Origin of the sequence: Rhizobium anhuiense bv. trifolii (genome assembly GCF_024346605.1) — a bacterium.
In the GTDB taxonomy this organism is placed as follows: Bacteria; Pseudomonadota; Alphaproteobacteria; order Rhizobiales; family Rhizobiaceae; genus Rhizobium; species Rhizobium anhuiense.
In genome coordinates, this window is record NZ_CP098803.1 from 391,860 (window position 1) to 410,012 (window position 18,153).

The following is an 18,153-nucleotide window of genomic DNA, read 5'->3' on the forward strand; positions in this document are numbered from 1 at the left end:
CGCGCCGTAACGGCGCGCCCTCTCTTGGGACGAGTTCCTTGATGAAGATCAAGGCGAGGCTGCCGGACATCCCGTCCTATGAGGGCATGAACCACGCCGCTCAAATCCGCTGCGATGAGACAGGGCTTTCGCAAGCCGAAGCCGAAGCGCTGCTGCGTCGCTTCGGCCGCAACGAGTTGCCGAAATCAATTGCTCCCGGCTTCCTGCTCGTCTTCGCGCACCAGTTCCTGAGCCCGCTGATCTACATCCTGATCTGCGCCGCGGCGGTTTCCGCCATTGTCAGCGATCTAAAGGACGCGGCCTTCATCGCGGTAGTCCTCATTCTCAACGGCGCGATCGGCGCTTTCCAGGAATACTCGGCCGGCAAGGCTGCCGCTGCCCTGCGTAATCTCGAACAGCCCAGCGCGCTGGTGATCCGCGATGGAATGCAGCAGACCATTGCCGCAACCGACCTTGTTCCGGGAGATCTTCTCGTGCTGGAATCCGGTAGGCGCGCGCCGGCCGATCTCACGCTCTTTGCCTGCGACGACCTTCAATGCGACGAATCCCTGCTGACGGGAGAATCCGTGCCGGTGTGCAAGTTCGCAAACGGCAGCGGCTCCTCCCAGGTCTTCGCCGGAACCATGATCGTCAGAGGGCGCGGTCGCGGCCGCGTTTCGGCGACAGGGTCGGCCACCGAACTCGGCAGGATTGCAACCAGTATCGGCGAAAGATCACGTTCGCAGCCACCGTTGCTGATCCGGCTCGAGTATTTCTCGCGCAACATAGCCTACTCGGTCGCCGTTGCCACGGCCTTGCTTCTTGCTGCCGGCCTGGCGCGGGGCCTTTCACTTCACGATCTTTTCCTGATGAGCGTCGGTCTTGCCGTCAGCGCGATTCCCGAAGGTTTGCCCGTCGCCATCACCGTTGCGCTGGCGATCAGTATGCGCCGCATGTCGAAGGCCAATGTCATTGTCCGCAACATGACGGCCGTTGAAGCGCTCGGCTCGTGCACGATGATTGCCACCGACAAAACCGGCACCCTGACCATGAACGAGTTGACGGTGACGGAAATGATCCTGCCGGAAGGAACCCGCCTCTTCTTCGACGCCGGCCATGACCTCGATCGCTGCGAGTTGCACGCACCCGGCGTCACCCGCGAAGTTGCTGCCGAAAGAGCCTTTTCGCTGCTGAAGGCTGCCGCCCTGCCGAATGAGGCGACCCTTCAGCAGCAGGCTGATGGCTGGAGCGGCACCGGCGACACCGTCGACATCGCACTGCTGGCGGCGGCCCGAAAGGCCGGCATCGATCACAGGCATCTGCGCGCCGATTTTCCCGCCCTCAGCGCCATTCCCTATGAGCCGGACCTGCGTTATGCCGCCTCCTTCCACGACGCGGAAGACAGCGTCCATGTCTTCGTCAAGGGCTCGCCCGAGACGGTGCTCGCCATGGCCGATCGAATGGACACAGGCAAGGGTTTCGTCGCTCTCGACAAGGCAGCGCTGATCAAACAGAAGGAAGAACTTGCCGGCCGCGGTCTGCGCGTGCTCGCCTTCGCCTATGGCGAGATGGCAGCGGCTTCCGACGACATCTATGGCCGCCATCATCTCGTCAACCTCGTCTTTCTGGGCTTCGTCGGTATGAAGGATCCGATCCGGCCCGAAGTACCCGATGCCATTCGTCGCTGCCGCACCGCGGGCATCGCGGTCGCCATGATAACCGGCGACGATCCCCGCACGGCGACCGCCATCGCCGCCGAAGCCGGCCTGGATTTCGAGGGCGACCAGATCGCAACCGGCGCCGAAATCGCCAAAGCGGAGCAGGAGGGGCCGGCGATCCTCGATGCTTTGACCGCCCGCACGCGGCTCTATGCGCGCGCGCAGCCGGCACAGAAGCTTTCGATCGTGCTGTCGCTGGCGCGGCAGGGCCATTTCGTTGCCATGACCGGCGACGGCGTCAACGATGCGCCGGCGCTGAAACACGCCCATGTCGGCGTTGCCATGGGTCGCAAAGGCACGGATGTCGCCAAGGACAGCGCCGACATCATCATCACCGACGACAATTTCTCCTCCGTCGTCGCCGGTATCGGCGAGGGCCGGGTCGCCTATGCCAATATTCGCAAGGTGATCTTCATGCTCATCTCGACCGGCGCGGCTGAAGTGCTGCTCTTCATGCTGGCAATTCCGCTCGGCCTGCCGATGCCGCTGCTGCCGGTGCAATTGCTGTGGTTGAACCTGGTCACCAACGGCATCCAAGATGTCACGCTCGGTGCCGAAAAGGCCGAAGGCGACGAATTCTGCCGTCCGCCACGCAAGCCCTCGGAACCGATCCTCGACCGGCTGATGTTGCGCCGTGTGCTGCTTTCTACCCTCGTCATGGGTCTTGGTGGTTTTGCCATCTTTTACTGGCTGCTGCAGAACGGCTATTCGGAAGGGGCGGCTCGCAACATGCTGCTCCTGCTCTTCGTCCTCTTCGAGAACGTCCAGACCTGCAACAGCCGCTCGGAATATCAGTCTCTCTTCAGGCAAGGTTTTGGCGGTAACCTGCTGCTGCTTGTCGCTGTGCTCGTCGCCCAGGCGGTCCACATGCTCGCTATGCACCTCCCCTTCCTCAGCGACATACTCTCCCTGCAACCGGTATCTCTTGGCGAATGGGCAACGCTTCTGGCGCTCGCCTGCGCTCTGCTTGCGGTCTCCGAGGTGGACAAATGGTGGCGCAGGCAGCACCGCGACAACTGACGACAAGACGCGGCGGCCAGCCATGGCGGTAATTTGCGTGCGCCCGTCTGAAATCCCATCATGCAGTGGCCAGCGATGACCCATCGGCTCAGGGCTTCAAGACAGCCGCTCCGCTCAATCGGCCGGCACGCAGGTCGTCGAGCGCCGTATTGGCTTCGGCAAGCGGATAGACGGTCGTGTGGGTCCTGACGCCTGCCTGGCGGGCAATGGGGAAGAATTCCTCCGCATCTTCACGCGTCAGATTTGCGACCGAAACAACGCTTCGCTCCCCCCAGATCAGCGCATAAGGCATGGCCGGAAGCTCACTCATGTGGATACCTCCGCAGACGACCCTTCCGCCCTTTCGCACCGCCTTCAGTGCAGCCGGTACGAGTTCGCCGACAGGTGCGAAGATGATTGCGGCGTCGAGCATGACAGGCGGAGCTTCCTCCGAACCCCCTGCCCAGGCAGCGCCAAGGCCGAGCGCAAAACCTTGCGCTGCAGCGTCGCCGCTGCGTGAGAAAGCGTAGACCTGACGGCCCTGCCAGCGGCATATTTGCGCGATGATATGGGCGGCTGCGCCAAAGCCGTAAAGCCCGATCCGGGCGCCGTCTCCAGCCTTCTTCAGCGAACGCCAGCCGATCAGTCCCGCGCATAGCAGCGGCGCAAGAGCGACCGGATCGGCCTCGCTGTCGAGCGCAAATGCGTAAGCTGCATCGGCCACGACATGGGTGGCAAAACCTCCGTCGCGCGTATAGCCGGTAAATTGCGGCTGGTCGCAGAGATTTTCCTCTCCGCTGCGGCAGAACGAGCAGCGGCCACATGTGTGGCCGAGCCAGGGTACGCCGACCCTTTGCCCTCTGCGTGACGCCGCGACACCTTCTCCGACCGCCTCGACGACGCCGACGATCTCATGGCCGGGAACGAGGGGAAGCTTCGGGTTCGGAAGATCGCCGTCACAGACGTGAAGATCCGTCCTGCAGACGGCGCAGGCTTCGACCTTCAACATCAACTGGCCTTTGCCCGGCGCGGGATCGGCGCGCTCCACCAGACGTAAAGGGGTCCCGATCGCCTCCAAAATCATCGCCTGCATCAGCGTCTCCTCATTTCGCAAACCGTTACGGTCTTGAAAACGCGACGATCGGCATGGACGAACGTCAAGCCTACGTCCTGCCCATTCTCGTTCGCCGTTTTCGTCATGTGACGGTGGGGTAGATTGATCCTTCTCAATGCAACGGCAGCCCGATGTCACATGGTATATAATTGAAATGAAATATTGGGCGCGGAGGCCACTTATGAATGACCCTGTGAACGAGGCATGGATGCCGAGCATTTCCCCGGAGACCGTCCGCTATCTCATCCTCAAGGCTAAGGAGTTCGACGTCAAGGATGTCATCACCGAGCCGGATCCGGGCTCGAACCCGAGCGACGACAACATGATCGGAGTGCTGGAAGATCATGACGACGATCCCGTCGAGACCGAACTCAGGAGTGCAATCTGGGCTCTCAACGAAGACGAACAGATCGATCTGGTCGCCTTGGCGTGGCTCGGTCGAGGCGATGGGAATGTCAATGATTGGGATGAGCTTCGCAGCCGAGCAGCGGATGCGCACAATAGACGCACAGCGGCCTATCTTCTCGGCATGCCTCTCCTGCCGGATTATCTCGAGGAGGCGCTCGACCAGTTCGGTGAGACGTCCACAGACGATGCGCTGGGCCGGCTCTGACATTGCCGGCGCATGATTCGAAATGAACGGCAACGACATAGACGGCACAGGTACCTTCCGCGATGGATGGACCGGCACGTCTGGACCATCAGATGATGACATCATTGGTAACGACAGAAGCATTCCAGCGCCTCAGCCTCGCGCTTGCGATCGGCATCCTGGTCGGTATCGAGCGCGGCTGGCAGGATCGTGAGGCCGCGCCAGGCAAAAGGGTGGCGGGAATCCGCACCTATGGCCTGTCAAGTTTCCTGGGCGGCTTCTGCGGTTTCCTGCAGCCCGTCACGGGGCCAATTCTGCCGACGGCTATCTTTGTTTCCTTTTGCGTCACAATCCTCGTTTTCAGCCGCATGCAGGCAACACATGACGAAGACTACAGTGCAACCGGCACGATTGCCGCAATAACGGTCTTCGCACTGGGTTTCGGCGCGGTCGTTGCAGATATGACGGCAACGGCAGCAAGCGCGGTTGCAATAACGGCCCTTCTCGCCGCGCGGGAACCCTTGCATGGATTTCTTCGGCGCCTGACCTGGCTCGAGCTGAGGGCCGCCCTGATCCTGCTGACGATGACGGTCGTCATCCTCCCGATCCTGCCCAATGAGCCGGTCGATCCCTGGCAGGCGATCAATGTCTTCGAGCTTTGGATGATGACGATCCTGGTGGGAGCCGTTTCCTTTGTTGGTTATATCCTGATCAAGATTGGCGGCGCCCGTGCCGGAATCCTGTTGACCGGCGCCAGCGGCGGTATCGTCTCGTCGACAGCCCTGACGCTTTCCTTTGCCCGCCAGTCGATACAGATGCCCGCCCTCTCACCGCTCCTTTCAGCCGGAGCGATGCTGGCGGGAGCCGTTTCTCTCGCCCGGGTGCTTTTGATTTGCGGCCTCATTGCACCGGCTGTACTCAAGGAGCTGGCTCCATCGCTCGCTCCCGCTGCCATGATCTTCGCCATCGGAGGCGGCCTTGCCGCATCGTTGCGGCGCCCGGACGAGAGCACTGATTTTTTGCCGCGAAACCCGCTTGAGGTCATGGTCGTGCTGCGTTTCGCGCTTGTTCTCGCCGTCGTGACCGTCCTGACACGCTTGACCCTGATCGTCTTCGGAACCCAGTCATTGGTCGCCCTTGCGTTCATCACCGGACTGGGCGATCTCGATGCGATAACACTTGCCGTGGCGAAACTGTCATCCATCCAGGTGCCTGCAGATGCAGCCGCTCGCGCCATAGCGGTCGCGGCGTTCGCCAATATGCTTGCGAAGGCCGTTCTTGCGGCAAGTGTTGGGAGCATCGCCTATGCAATTCGTTTCGCGATCGCAGGCTGTGTCGCGACTTTTGCTGGGATTGCCGGCTTGGTTCTGGCATGAGTGCTTCTTCGCGTATCAATTACCGCCTTCCAATAACCTTCACGGTTATTCACCGCATTTGGCCTCTTTCGCTCGCGGCTATCGCAATCACAGGCCTCATCGTCGGCGGTCTGTTGCGGTGGTGGCATGGCGATCTGCTTTTCTGGTCCACCACCGCTCTGGTCAGCGCGACGATCACTGTCATCGTCGCGCTTTCTGTTGACGTCGCACTCAGTTTGAGGCGTGGCGATATCGGCCTGGATCTTATCGCGGCCCTGTCCATGAGTGCTGCGCTCTGGTTTGGCGAATATTTTGCCGGCGCCATCGTTGCTGTCATGTATGCAGGCGGGCAGTTTCTGGAAAGCTTTGCTCAAGGGCGCGCAGAGAGCGGTATGAGCGAACTTCTGTCTCGCGCCCCCCGTAGCGCTGTTCGTGTCACCGCATCCGGCCTGTCCCAGGTTCCCATCGCGGCACTTGCCCCGGGAGACAAGCTGCTCGTCCGAAAGGGCGACGTGGTCCCTGTCGATGGCAAGGTTGTAGCCGGTCACGCGCTCTTGAACGAGGCGGCTCTCACCGGCGAGCCGTTGCCGGCGCGGCGGGAAAGCGGTGAATTGATCATGAGCGGGTCTTCCAATCTCGGCGATGCTTTTGAAATGATCGCCTCCGGCTCAGCAAGCGAAAGTACATATGCCGGAATAATCCGCATGGTGAGCCAGGCCCGAAGCTCGAAAGCGCCAATATCGAGATTGGCCGACCGCTTCTCCCTCGCCTTCCTGGCGATGACCCTGGTGATCGCCGGCCTGGCCGCATGGTTGTCGGGCGATCCCACGCGGATTGTTGCAGTTCTGGTCGTCGCGACACCTTGCCCGCTGATTCTCGCCGTTCCCGTCGCACTCGTGGCGGGAATGTCGAAAGCTGCCCGTGCAGGCGTCCTGGTCAAAGGAGCTCATGTCCTCGAGGTCCTCGCGACCATCTCGGTCGTCGTCTTCGACAAGACAGGCACGCTGACGACTGGAGAGCCTGCTGTTGTCAGAATCGAGACCGATCGGGATGCCGAGGAGATTTTGCGTCTCGCGGCATCTGTGGATCAAGCCTCTGGCCACGTGATTGGTCAAACGATTGTCGAAGAAGCGAAGCGACGTGGCCTGAGGCTTGCCAAACCTGCCCAACTCGCAGAAGTGCCAGGAGAAGGCATCGAGGGATATGTGGGCGGACACAAGGTAGCCGTTGGCGGATGGGATTTCATTGCCGGCAAGACAAGGTCCGCCACTCGCCCTGGCCCGAAGGACAACAGCACGGTCACAGCCTATGTCGCGATCGATGACGCTCTCGCTGGTACGATCGTCATGGCCGACCCGGTTCGCAAGGATGCTGTCCCGGCGATCGCGGATCTTCGACGTTTGGGCGTCAAGCGGCTTAGCCTTGCGACCGGTGACAGGGCCGAAGTCGCGGACGCCGTCGGCCTTGCTCTTCGTCTTGATCAGATCAGTGCCGAGCTTGAGCCGGCCGAGAAAGTTCAGAGGGTGACGGCGGAAAGATCCTACGGGCGCGTCATGATGATCGGTGATGGCGTCAACGATGCACCTGCACTTGCTGCTGCCGACGTCGGTGTTGCCGTTGGCCGGCGCAATCTTGCCGCCGCCGCTGAAGCGGCGGATGTCGTGTTGCTGCGGGATGACCTGGGGCAGATTGGAACTCTGCTGCAAATCGCGCGGCGGTCCCGTGCGATCGCTCTTCAGAGTGTCGCTTGCGGTGTCGGTCTATCGGTGATCGCGATGGTTTGTGCGAGCCTGGGATACCTCACGCCTGTGCAGGGCGCCCTTCTCCAGGAGGTGATCGATGTTGCCGTGATCGGCAACGCACTCCGCGCTCTCTAGTTAGTGGCAAACGAGAGCGGGCATTTCAAGGCGCGTCAACAGTGACCGTGTGACCCCACCCAGAACGAATTCGCGCAGCCGCGAATGACCGAACGCGCCGGCGACCAGCAAATCAGCCTTGCGTTCCAGCGCCGCAGCTTGGATGACGCCGGCTGACGGTTCTCCGTTCGCCTGGACGGCCGTGACATCGACGGCAAGGCCGGCCTTTCGAAGTGCAGCCGCAAGGTGGTCTCGCCTGCGCTCGTCAATCTGCTTGTCGTCCGTCACGGAAATCAGGACGACACGCGAAGCCTGTTCCAGCAGGAATCTGGCACCTGTCAGTGCCCGCGCGACGGTGGCTCCCCCATCCCAGGCGACGGCGACAGCATCGATCCGCCCGGAGAAATTGTCCGTGGGAAAAAGCAGGAGCGGTCTACCGCTTTCAAACAGCACGCTCTCGATCAGCGGCATCATTATTTCGGATGCTTCCAGAATCGAAAGATCATATGCGCGCGACATCTCGGCAAGAGCTTGGGCGACAAACGGTTGCCTCGCGTCGAATGGCTGTATCTCAACCTCGATCTCGGCTTGCTTCGCATAGTCACGCAGCGTCTGCCCGAGAACGGCGCCATTGTCTCTGCTGACGTGCTCGGCATCCGCACGCATTTTTTCCACGTCAAGAAATGACGGAAGTCGCGGTTGCACGGGTTCAATTCTGACCAACGGTATACTTGCCGTTAAATCAGCCTTTTGGTGAAGGGAAACAGCGACAGCATTCTGAAGGAGGGAAAAGGAGCTTGCGTCTGGATAGGTGACGAGGGGCAAATGAAATTGCGCTTTCATGGGTGATGTCCTCCCGATGATTGGAGCTAGCATCGCCTGTTCGTGCGGCCCGCGCTTTGACGAAAATCAAGGTGATAAATCGCAGAAGCGCGAGCATGATTTGAATGTCCTCACGAAGGAGGGAGCCAGCCATGACTTTCAAATCCATCCTTACGCATTTCGATATCGATGCCCAGCCCGATCATCGCTTCACCTTTGCGATAAACCTCGCTGAGCGTTGCAATGCTGAACTCGCCTGCATATCCGCGGCCCAGCCGCTATTCGTGATCGAGCCAAGCATCGGACCGACATCCGGAACCAAAATCATGCGTGAAGAGATGGAGGCGGTCGAGACGCGACAACGCGACCTGCACGAGCGGATCATGCGACATGCGCCGTTCAGGAACCACGTCTCCTGGCAGACAAAGGCTGCCGACCCGGCAACCTTTGTCGTTGAAAATGCACGAGCGGCCGACCTTATTGTCCTCTTTGATGTCGAGAAGGGTCAGGCACGCGATTACCGACGCACGGTTAACATACCGGACGTTTTGCTGTCGGCGGGCAGACCGGTGCTGCTACCTTCGGCCTCCCGGGCTCCTCTGGAAGCTCAGACGATTGTGATTGCCTGGAAGGACACGAAGGAATCGCGGCGGGCAATTGTCGACGCGATGCCTCTGTTGATCTTGGCGCAAGACGTGGTCGTCCTTTCGATCGAGGAGAGCCACCCGATCGATGAGCAAGCGCTGAATGATGTTGTTCGGTTTCTCTCCCGCCATTCGGTTCCAGCCCGGAGCATCATCGAGCCGCGACAGACAGGCGATGCAGGGATGACGATCATCGAAGCTGCAGATAGGTTGGCGGCAGATCTGATCGTCGCAGGCGCATATAGCCACAATCGATTTCGGGAACGTGTCTTCGGAGGGATCACCCGCACGCTGCTCCATAACAACGCCATCAACCGGCTTTTGTCGAATTAACCGGTACTCCAAGGTGGGAGAGTCTCGCCTCTGTGGGAGTTTCAGTCATTGCGCTCCATCAACGACAGGGTGTGATCAGGTGGTAATATATGAACTTGTCGCGGCAAGGAGAGTTATCGATGAGCTACATCCTGAAAGACTTGACGCAAGCAGAATGCTTCGCCGTTCTTGAGCATTCCCGGTTTGGCCACCTGGCCTGTTGCAAGGATGACAAGCCCTACTTGGTGCCGATCTACTTCGCTTATGCAAAGGGTGTGATCTACAGTTTTTCCATGCCCGGCCGGAAGGTCGACTGGATGCGCGCGAACGAAAACGTCTGTCTGCAAATCGACCAGCATGGCGCGGGCAAGGGCTGGACGAGCGTCGTCGTCGATGGGCGCTTCGAAGAGTTTCCGGATACAGACCTTTGGCGCAATGAAAGGCTGCAAGCCTGGTCGTTGCTGCAAAAACACTTCGATTGGTGGGAAATCGGTGCCTTGAAGCCGCAGCCGCAGGCAACGGCCTCTGAGTCCGAGCACATATTTTACGGCATATTTGTCCGTGAGGTTACCGGTCGAACGGCGCTTTCCGTTGATTGAAAGCCGGGCCGTTGATTGAAAACCGGGGGAGGACGCCCGGGATGAACCCGGGCGTTTTGCTCAATGGGCGAGGAACAGGGGAATTTTTGTTTCCTCCAGCATCGATCGCGTTACACCGCCAAAAAGACGCTGCTGAAGCCGGGGATGATTATATGCGCCCATGACGATCATGTCGGCAGCGACATCGGCGGCATGCTGCCGCAGCACCTCATCGACGCGGCGGCCGCCGCTTGCGACGCAATCCACATCAACTTTCACCCCGTGGCGTGCCAGAAAGGTGGCAACGTCAGCGCCTGGTTCTTCACCATTCGCCGATGATGATGCCAGCGGATCGACGAGCGTGATATGCACCGATTCAGCAGCCTGCAGGAACTCGATCGACTGACGTGCCGCGCGCGAAGCCTCGTCGCTGGAGTCCCAGGCCAGCAGGATCGCTTTTGGAGCAAGCCCGACATTGGACTTTCTCGGGTTGATCAGCATCGGTGTCGGCGACCGGAACAGGGCACCATCGATAACCCTGCGCCGCAGTTCCTGGTCACGGGCGGCCTGAGGGCCGACCAGGACGAGATCGGCATAGAGTGCCCGCTCTGCAATATCTTCGTCCGCCCAGGCGAATTCGGTGTAGATCTCCTGCACCTCGAAAGAGACCTCGCTCCTTGCGAGGACTGCTTTGATCTCGGAACTCTTATCGGCCAGGCGATCGATTTCGCGCTGACGTTCTTCGACCCAGACCGTCGAGACAACCTCGTAGGAACCGATAGGGGGCGCTGCGCCCATCGAAATCGCCATTGCGGTGAGATGGGCGCCGTGGGTTTCGCAAAAGTCGATGGCGCCCTTCAAGTCTTCGTCGAAGTGATTGACGCCGAGGACGCTCAAAACAGTTTTGATGGTCATGACCAGTTGCCTCTCTTGTTGGAATTGACCAACCCTAATCTCCCTTGCTCCCCCATTCATTGATCTGCCGCAAAGCGGTCGGTCTTCCCGCCGGCTAGGATGTGTGAACAATTGGGGGGCAGGCCATGTCAGATCCTGTTTTATATTTTCACGGTGCAGCCGGATCGGTGACCGGCTCCTGCTTTCTTTTGGACCATCGTGGTGTTCGGATCGTGATCGATTGCGGCATGTTCCAAGGATCGAAAACGGAGAAGGAGCTGAACTATCGTCCTTTCCCTTTCGAGCCGGCGGCCGTTGACGCTGTCATTTTGACCCACGCACATATCGATCATTCGGGCCTAGTCCCCAAGCTGGTGAAGGCCGGGTTTGCCGGACATATTTACTGTACCGCTGCCACCTTGGACCTGTGCGGGATCATGCTCCAGGACTCCGGCCATATCCAGGAATCGGAGGTCGAGCAGCTCAATCGCCGCAATCGCTGGAGATCACGCGACGCCATAGAACCAATTTACAACGCGGATGACGCACGAGTCGCGATGACGCAATTTCAAGCCGTCGCTCATAAGGAATGGCACGAGCTTTCTGGCCACCTCCGCTTCCGGTTCTGGGACGCCGGCCATCTTCTCGGCTCCGCATCGGTCGAAATCGAGCTTTCGGGAACGGATGAACCGATCCGAATGCTGTTTTCGGGCGATATCGGGCCTCAGCATAAATTGCTGGAGGCTGCACCCGAAGCGCCCCAGGGGTTCGACTATGTCATCTGCGAAAGCACCTATGGCGATCGCGAGCGGGACGAAGTTTCGGATGAAGCACGGCGCGGGCTGCTCCTTGAAATTGTGCTGAAGGCCCATCATCCAAGCGGCGCTTTGCTGATCCCGTCCTTTGCGGTCGAACGAACCCAGGAGCTTCTGGCTGATCTCAACATCTTGATGGACGAAGGCAGTCTGCCGCGCTGCCCGATCGTGATCGACTCGCCGCTCGCGTCGCGCGCCACTGCGATATTCAAGCGTTACGCGCGCGCCATGGCGAACGGAAATTTGCTGGTCAAAGCATTGAATTCGAAGAACGTGCGCTTCACGGAAACCGCCGAGCAATCGAAGGCGCTCGACCTTATCCGTGGCTTCCACATTATCATCGCGGCAAGCGGAATGTGCGAGGCGGGCCGGATTCGTCATCGGCTCAAGAACTGGCTTTGGCGCGATGAGGGCAGTGTTCTCATCGTCGGTTTTCAGGCGGAGGGAACGCTCGGACGTCTACTCCAAGACGGAGCGCGCACGGTCAGGATCCAAGGCGATGAAATCGTCGTGCGTGCAACCATTCACTCTCTGGAGGCGTATAGTGGTCATGCCGATGCGACCGAATTGATGCAGTGGGTGGCAGCGCGCAAACCGGTTCGAACAGGATTGTTCCTGGTTCATGGCGAAGATGCAGCGCGCGACCAGTTGAAATCCCGTTTGGCATTGGAGCAGCCGGATATCACGGTCCTTATCCCCTCGCTCGATGCTTGTTACCGCCTGACGAGGCAAGGCGCGGAACTCTTGGGCCCTGCTTCCCCGCGCCCGCGTCTTGCACCACAAGAGGTTGGCCATCCTGATTGGCACAATGAGTACCAGTCGATCGTTATCGACTTGGAAGAGCGCTTGCGCCGTCGACCTGATCGAAAGGGACGAGCGGTGATCCTGCGTCGGGTGAAAAGAGCGCTCGATGATGAAATGGGAGAACAATGATGTTGGTTACAGATCGTGACTGCCAGAGCGGAGGAGCGCGATTTGCCGTGCCGACGCTCGGCGAAATCGAAGGAAAACTTCTGGTTTCGGAAGTGGTCGCTACCAGCTGCCTGCGGCACCTTTTCGCTCACACGAACGATGCCGTTGTGCCTGCCATCAAACGCCGGATCAGACGATCGCTCGAAACCCGCTGCCAGGCGGAAAAGCTCTGCCACGATGATACGGAAGCGGCCGTGGAATATGCTTTTCAACTGGTGGAGGCGGCAGCCGAAGCGGCCGGCAGGAAGCGGACGGTTTCATCGAAACCTGGCGGCTGCGAGACGATTCGTCGGCTGAGGGCGATGCATGGTCCTTCCGGTCGTTAGGTTGGAAGGGAGAATAACCGGCGTGCATATGTTCCATGCCTTCGATTGTTCTGGCGATACGAGTTCGGAGCCGTTTTCTCCGAATTCGATCGTTGAAGATGGCGTGCCAGTGCTCAATGCGACAGCAGGATAGGCAGGCTGATATTGGTCAGCACGGCTTGAGTAGCGCCGCCGAGCACGAATTCGCGCAGACGCGAATGGCCGAACCCGCCCATGACGAGAAGGTCTGCCCGCAATTCGAAGGCTTTGGTCTGCAGCACCTCTCCGACTGGTTCGCCGCGCGCACGCACGCGCGTCGCCTCCGCGACGACACCGCTCTTCAGCAGATTCTCCACCAGACAATCGCCGGTCTCGAATTCCACCGGCTTCTCGTCGATGACGGAAAGCAGGCAAACCTTGGAAGCCCGTTCCAGGAAAAACGAGGCATCATGTGCCGCCCGTGCGGCAGCGCGGCTGCCATCCCAGGCGATGGCGACGTGATCCATCCGGCCGCCGAAAGGTGCAGACGGATATAGGATGAGCGGCCGACCTGACGCAAACAGCACCGCCTCGACGATCGGACGGGAGATCCCGGCCGATTCCAGAAGCACGAGATCGTAGGCGCGCGATGCTTCCGAAAGGACCTCGACGACGAAAGGCTCCGCAGTCTTGATCTCGCGCGTGCGCACATCCACGGAAGCGCCTTTTGCCGCATCCACCGCCATCCGGGTCAGCGCCGAGGCACGCTTGCGGCTGAGCGCCCCGGCATCCCGCGCCATCTTCGCCGCATCGATGATCAGCGACGACAGGGCATTGGACACGTCGGGAACGGTAATCTCCACCGCACAGACGGTCAGCGTCGCCTGCATGTGGTGCGCAAGTGCGACGGCGTTGGCGATCATGAATTCCGAAGTCGCATCCGGATAGGTGAGGAGCGGAAGAAAGAGGTGTTGCTTCATGCTGATCTCCAAACGGAAAGAGGCGATAGCTGATATTCGCCACACTCTCGCACTGCCCTGGAATTATGAATTGACGTACGTCAAAGATGGCGCCCTTCTGCGTGACGACGGTGTTGATCGATAGGCTTGCCGGCGCAAGGTATGGACCGATCAAGCTATGCTTGCCGGCTTGCTTTTGACATGCGCACTCTGCCGCCATGCAATCAGATCGTCCGCGCCAATTCGGATGCGCCCATCCGGTTCGACGTCGCCGCAATCATATTTCGCGGAGGCAATCCGGCTGAACAAATCGATATTTTCCTGAAGCCGGCTTTCGTCGCAGCGTCGTGGTTCTGCGACCTCCTGAAGAGCTCCCCTGTCAATGACGACCATCTGATTTGCGCCGCCCGCATCCATCGCAAGCAACGCTTCCTCGCCGGACGACTTCATCATTCCACTGATCAGTTTTAATGGCATCACCCTATCTCCGGACCGATTGATCTCTTTGGAAAACCTGCCGCAGGAATGTTGTTGGACTGCCTGGGCAAGTTGCCGGACCTTATCCCTGCTCGAAAAGCATGCCTTGATACACATCAAAAGAGACGGCTTGCTGAACGAATGGCAAGGTCCTGGAGGGTGGGAGCTACGCGTGCGCGGCGGAACGCTTCCGGCAGGCCGCTTGCGCAGCCCGCCGGCGCCTCGCGCTCCTCACGCCTCAACGATCACAGCCGTCAGCCGCTTGACCACCGGCAGCACCAGTAGCAGGACAGGAAAGGCGATCGCCCAGGAGAGCGCCCATGCGGAGGGCCACATAGCAAGGGCAGGCGCGGTCAGGCCTTGGGCTCTCACGATACTGATCGCCGAGACGACTGATGTCATCAGCAGCGAGAGGATGAACGGCATGATGATCGTATTGTAACGTTTAGGGAGTTTGCCTTTGAGCATTTCGATCTCCGTAAGGTGCCGATCAGACAATTGCGCAGCGCCGACCGGCGGGTTGCGCGTTGATTGACGTAAACGCTTACGGAGCTTCGATCTGAAGCAACGCCGTCTCTATGGCCGAAAATGTCTTGCCGTTCAAGTCCGCCTCACCTCCTTCCGATCGTCTTTGCCAATTCCTCAACGAAAGGAATTATCCTTGTTGCCGCAATCTCAGCGATTCGGCTCCAGGACCTCAGCCAATGACCAGAGCAAGACGCCGCCGCATCATCCGGACCAGACGAACCCTGACCGGGCTCGCCCTCGTCGGCTCGATTTCGTTTCTCGCCGGTATGACTGATGCAACCGGTCTTCTGCTCACCGGCGATTTCGTTTCCTTCATGACCGGCAATACGACGCGGGCCGCACTCGCCTTGAGTGAGGGCAATCTTTATCACGCGGCAGTCCTGGTCTCTGCCATCATCGTCTTCGTGCTCGGCAATGCGGCAGGCATCGTCATCTCTCATCTTTCGCAACGCCGCATCTTCGTGGTGCTTGGCTGCGTCGGCCTCGTCCTGGCGCTCGCCTCGATGATGACGGTGCAAAACATGCTCTTCGCCCGGTTCTACCTGATCGTTTTTTCCATGGGCATGGTGAACGCCGCCGTTGAGCACATCGAGGGTCTGCCGATCGGCCTGACCTATGTAACCGGTGCCCTGTCGCGCTTCGGCCGCGGGATCGGCCGCTGGATCATCGGTGATCGTCGTGTCGAATGGACGATCCAGATCGTACCTTGGGGCGGCATGGTGCTTGGTGCAATTGTCGGCGCCGTCCTGACGCGGCTGACCGGCGCGCATGCGCTGTGGCTGGTCTCCCTCTTTGCCATGGCGCTGGCGCTTGTCGCCATGCTCATCCCGCGGCCGCTCCAGCGCCGCTTCAATCAGAAGATCCCGCCGCACGGATCGGCCGCGCGGCGCGCGAAATAGACCGTCGCATTCCTGTTACCGTCGAATCGGATAGAAGGGACCGCCGCCAATCCTCAAGGAGTGGGTCTTGTTCCTGATTTCGAAGCTTGTCTGGATTTTCGCTCAGCCGCTGTCGCTGGCATTCTTCCTCGTCTTCTTGACCCTCATTGCCGGCCTTCTGCGCTGGCGCACCTTAAGTATCCTCAGCGCAGCTGGTTCGGCCCTCATCCTTTTCGTTACGCTCTACACCACGGCTGGCAACCTCGTGATGCAGGGTCTCGAGCAGCGCTTCGCAAAGCCGGCCGCCGATCCCGACAACCTGCAATGCATGATCGTGCTCGGCGGCGCTTTCGAAAACGAGGTGAACACGGCGCGCCACGGCATAGAATTCAATGGCGGAGCCGACCGCTTCGTCGAAGCTCTGCGGCTCGCGCAGAAATTTCCGCAGTCGCGCATTCTGGTATCGGGCGGCGACGGTTCCATCTCGGGCGTCTACGAAGGCGATGCGGCGGCATCCGAGCGGTTCTTCCCGCTCTTCGGCGTTGGCAAGGATCGCCTGATCGAGGAGAGGCAATCGCGCACGACCTTCGAAAACGCGATCAATACCAAGGAATTCCTGGCAAGCCAGGGGCTTTCCCATTGCCTGCTGATCACCTCGGGTTTTCATATGCCGCGATCCGTCGGCATCTTCCGCAAGCTCGGCATCGATATCGTGCCCTGGCCGACCGATTATCGCACCGACGGCCAGGTGAGACTTGGATTGGATTTCACCCAGCCGAACCTCAATGCCCAGAACTTGGCAACCGCCATCCGCGAATGGTACGGCCTGGTCGGCTATTATCTCGCCGGCCGCACGTCGGAACTTTATCCGCAATAGAGCGCCGCGCGTCCAACAGAACGCGCCAAGGACGCTCGATCGCTTTGACTTTGCGCATGACCCGAATATCGATTCCGATTTCGGGTCATATGCTGAGCTATTTCTTCGAGATGGTGACGAATTTCGTGCCGCGGACGCGGGCCGTCACGATGCAGGGATCGCCCTCCGTGCGGTCGCAGAAACGCGGATGCATCTTCATCGCCAGCACCATATTGCCGAAGCGCTGGACGAAGTCGTAGCCATAGATCTGCGCCGTCGCGATCATGAAATAACCGCCTTCGGCAACCTGCAGGTAGAAATTATAAGTGCAGCCGTCGTCATTGCATTGCGGCCCCTTCTGCCCGTCGCAGGTCAGCTGACCCTCATTGACCACCGCGTCGATCAGACCGTCATTGTTGATGTCCTGCCGGGTGACGAAGCCGTCGGCAAATTCGGCCGTCTTGCACTGCTCCTGGAAATGTTTCTTCTCGTAGATCTCAGGATCGGAAATCAGCGATTGCTGGCCGAAGGCGACAGCCGGCATGACAAGCAGCAGGACGATATTCAGAACGGCGAGCACCAGCGTTTTCACGGCTTTCCTCTTTGGATAAAGGCTCTGTGGCCCAATGCATGTCGCCAAAACTGTGCAGCGGTTCTAGGACAACGACATGCATCACGTAAAGACTCTAGCTTTATGGCGCCCCCGCCTTGCGCCGCCCTTGCCGCCGTGGTTCTGTTCTCGAGAACAGAATGATTTTAGGCCTAATTGGCCTAAAATCTGAATCCTGTTGTCAATTCAAGAGTTAGAGCATGATGTCATGAGAAAACCGCTCACACTTTTCGGCATCATGCTCTGAACGTCTGCCGGTTCGGGGTTCGCATGTCCTTGCTCGTCTATCTCGATTATGCCGGCATTGCGCTGTTTGCCGCGACAGGCGCGCTCGCCGCGTCACGCAAGCAATTGGACCTCATCGGTTTTTTGTTTTTCGCCATGGTGACGGGAACGGGCGGGGGTACGGTACGTGATATCGTGCTCGGCCGCGTTCCGGTCTTCTGGGTGCTGAACCCAGGCTATATCCTCGTCTGCTGCATCATGGGCGTCATCGTCTTTTTCACCGCCCACCTGCTGGAATCGCGCTATCGTCTGCTGATCTGGCTGGATGCGATCGGCCTTGCCGCCTATTGCGTGATCGGCGCCGCCAAGGGCCTTGCCGCCACCGGCTCCCCGACCATCGCGATCGTCACCGGCACGCTGACGGCGACCTTCGGCGGCATCCTGCGTGATCTGATGGCAAACGAGCCTTCGGTGCTGTTGAGGCCGGAAATCTACGTGACCGCGGCCCTCATCGGCGCCGGTGTGTTCACGGCGGCCAATGCGCTCGGAATGCAGCTCTATCTGGCGTCTGCCTGCGGCGTCGTGGCGGCCTTTGCGGTGCGCGGCGGAGCCCTGTGGTTCGGCTGGACCTTCCCGACCTACAAGCACAAGCCCGGCCGGCATCCCGACGATGTCATGTGAAGCGG

At 59.8% G+C, this 18,153-nt stretch carries 18 protein-coding genes; 11 read left to right on the top strand and 7 right to left on the bottom strand.

Going from position 1 to position 18,153, the window contains the following annotated elements:
- Positions 1-41: 41 nt before the first annotated feature.
- Entirely contained in the window at positions 42-2,717 is a 2,676-nt protein-coding gene (locus NE851_RS10465) for a cation-translocating P-type ATPase (RefSeq protein ID WP_097631135.1), read from the top strand.
- 88 nt (positions 2,718-2,805) lie between these two features.
- On the opposite strand, the gene NE851_RS10470 is transcribed toward NE851_RS10465, so the two are convergent.
- The gene (locus NE851_RS10470; RefSeq protein ID WP_097631134.1) at positions 2,806-3,789 is read right to left on the bottom strand and encodes a zinc-dependent alcohol dehydrogenase family protein; all 984 of its coding nucleotides are present in this window, start codon (positions 3,787-3,789) and stop codon (positions 2,806-2,808) included.
- A 202-nt stretch (positions 3,790-3,991) separates the two neighbouring features.
- On the opposite strand from NE851_RS10470, the gene NE851_RS10475 reads away from it, so the two are divergent.
- The 3 genes from NE851_RS10475 (at position 3,992) to NE851_RS10485 (ending at position 7,634) form a co-directional block, all read left to right on the top strand.
- On the top strand, positions 3,992-4,423 hold the full coding sequence (locus NE851_RS10475) for a DUF3775 domain-containing protein (protein ID WP_063473402.1): 432 nt from the start codon (positions 3,992-3,994) through the stop codon (positions 4,421-4,423).
- Positions 4,424-4,515: 92 nt separating this feature from the next.
- On the top strand, positions 4,516-5,778 hold the full coding sequence (locus NE851_RS10480; protein WP_063473415.1) for an MgtC/SapB family protein: 1,263 nt from the start codon (positions 4,516-4,518) through the stop codon (positions 5,776-5,778).
- Positions 5,779-6,038: 260 nt separating this feature from the next.
- A complete protein-coding gene (locus NE851_RS10485) occupies positions 6,039-7,634 on the top strand; it encodes a heavy metal translocating P-type ATPase (protein ID WP_254962426.1) in 1,596 nt (531 codons plus the stop codon).
- Here NE851_RS10485 and NE851_RS10490 read toward each other — a convergent pair whose 3' ends face one another.
- The gene (locus NE851_RS10490) at positions 7,635-8,456 is read right to left on the bottom strand and encodes a universal stress protein (RefSeq protein WP_254960225.1); all 822 of its coding nucleotides are present in this window, start codon (positions 8,454-8,456) and stop codon (positions 7,635-7,637) included.
- Positions 8,457-8,587: 131 nt separating this feature from the next.
- Between NE851_RS10490 and NE851_RS10495 the strand changes: the two genes are divergently transcribed.
- Positions 8,588-9,412: a universal stress protein gene (locus NE851_RS10495; protein ID WP_063473400.1), complete on the top strand. Its 825-nt coding sequence runs from the start codon at positions 8,588-8,590 to the stop codon at positions 9,410-9,412.
- 119 nt (positions 9,413-9,531) lie between these two features.
- Positions 9,532-9,990: a pyridoxamine 5'-phosphate oxidase family protein gene (locus tag NE851_RS10500; protein WP_254960228.1), complete on the top strand. Its 459-nt coding sequence runs from the start codon at positions 9,532-9,534 to the stop codon at positions 9,988-9,990.
- A 60-nt stretch (positions 9,991-10,050) separates the two neighbouring features.
- Here NE851_RS10500 and NE851_RS10505 read toward each other — a convergent pair whose 3' ends face one another.
- Positions 10,051-10,884 (bottom strand): universal stress protein, encoded by an 834-nt coding sequence (locus tag NE851_RS10505; protein ID WP_097544487.1) that lies wholly within the window; start codon positions 10,882-10,884, stop codon positions 10,051-10,053.
- 125 nt (positions 10,885-11,009) lie between these two features.
- Between NE851_RS10505 and NE851_RS10510 the strand changes: the two genes are divergently transcribed.
- Both NE851_RS10510 and NE851_RS10515 read left to right on the top strand, forming a co-directional pair.
- A complete protein-coding gene (locus NE851_RS10510; protein WP_029868360.1) occupies positions 11,010-12,611 on the top strand; it encodes an MBL fold metallo-hydrolase in 1,602 nt (533 codons plus the stop codon).
- The gene (locus tag NE851_RS10515) at positions 12,611-12,976 is read left to right on the top strand and encodes a hypothetical protein (protein ID WP_029868359.1); all 366 of its coding nucleotides are present in this window, start codon (positions 12,611-12,613) and stop codon (positions 12,974-12,976) included. The genes NE851_RS10510 and NE851_RS10515 overlap by 1 nt, the downstream gene beginning before the upstream one ends.
- 113 nt (positions 12,977-13,089) lie before the next feature.
- On the opposite strand, the gene NE851_RS10520 is transcribed toward NE851_RS10515, so the two are convergent.
- From NE851_RS10520 to NE851_RS10530, 3 genes are all read right to left on the bottom strand, one after another.
- A complete protein-coding gene (locus NE851_RS10520; RefSeq protein WP_183906385.1) occupies positions 13,090-13,914 on the bottom strand; it encodes a universal stress protein in 825 nt (274 codons plus the stop codon).
- A 150-nt stretch (positions 13,915-14,064) separates the two neighbouring features.
- A complete protein-coding gene (locus NE851_RS10525) occupies positions 14,065-14,370 on the bottom strand; it encodes a hypothetical protein (protein WP_254960232.1) in 306 nt (101 codons plus the stop codon).
- Positions 14,371-14,601: 231 nt separating this feature from the next.
- The gene (locus NE851_RS10530; RefSeq protein ID WP_168333935.1) at positions 14,602-14,838 is read right to left on the bottom strand and encodes a DUF2798 domain-containing protein; all 237 of its coding nucleotides are present in this window, start codon (positions 14,836-14,838) and stop codon (positions 14,602-14,604) included.
- A gap of 236 nt (positions 14,839-15,074) precedes the next feature.
- Between NE851_RS10530 and NE851_RS10535 the strand changes: the two genes are divergently transcribed.
- The gene (locus tag NE851_RS10535; protein ID WP_168333934.1) at positions 15,075-15,797 is read left to right on the top strand and encodes a YoaK family protein; all 723 of its coding nucleotides are present in this window, start codon (positions 15,075-15,077) and stop codon (positions 15,795-15,797) included.
- A 67-nt stretch (positions 15,798-15,864) separates the two neighbouring features.
- Positions 15,865-16,653, top strand: a complete 789-nt coding sequence (locus NE851_RS10540; protein ID WP_168333933.1) for a YdcF family protein — start codon at positions 15,865-15,867, stop codon at positions 16,651-16,653.
- Between the two features lie 97 nt (positions 16,654-16,750).
- Here the strand turns inward: NE851_RS10540 and NE851_RS10545 are convergent, their stop codons facing one another.
- On the bottom strand, positions 16,751-17,224 hold the full coding sequence (locus NE851_RS10545; protein WP_029868354.1) for a hypothetical protein: 474 nt from the start codon (positions 17,222-17,224) through the stop codon (positions 16,751-16,753).
- A 288-nt stretch (positions 17,225-17,512) separates the two neighbouring features.
- Here NE851_RS10545 and NE851_RS10550 point away from each other — a divergent pair, with 288 nt between their 5' ends.
- Positions 17,513-18,148, top strand: coding sequence for a trimeric intracellular cation channel family protein (locus NE851_RS10550; protein ID WP_063473397.1), 636 nt, complete (start codon positions 17,513-17,515; stop codon positions 18,146-18,148).
- The last annotated feature ends 5 nt before the right edge of the window (positions 18,149-18,153 follow it).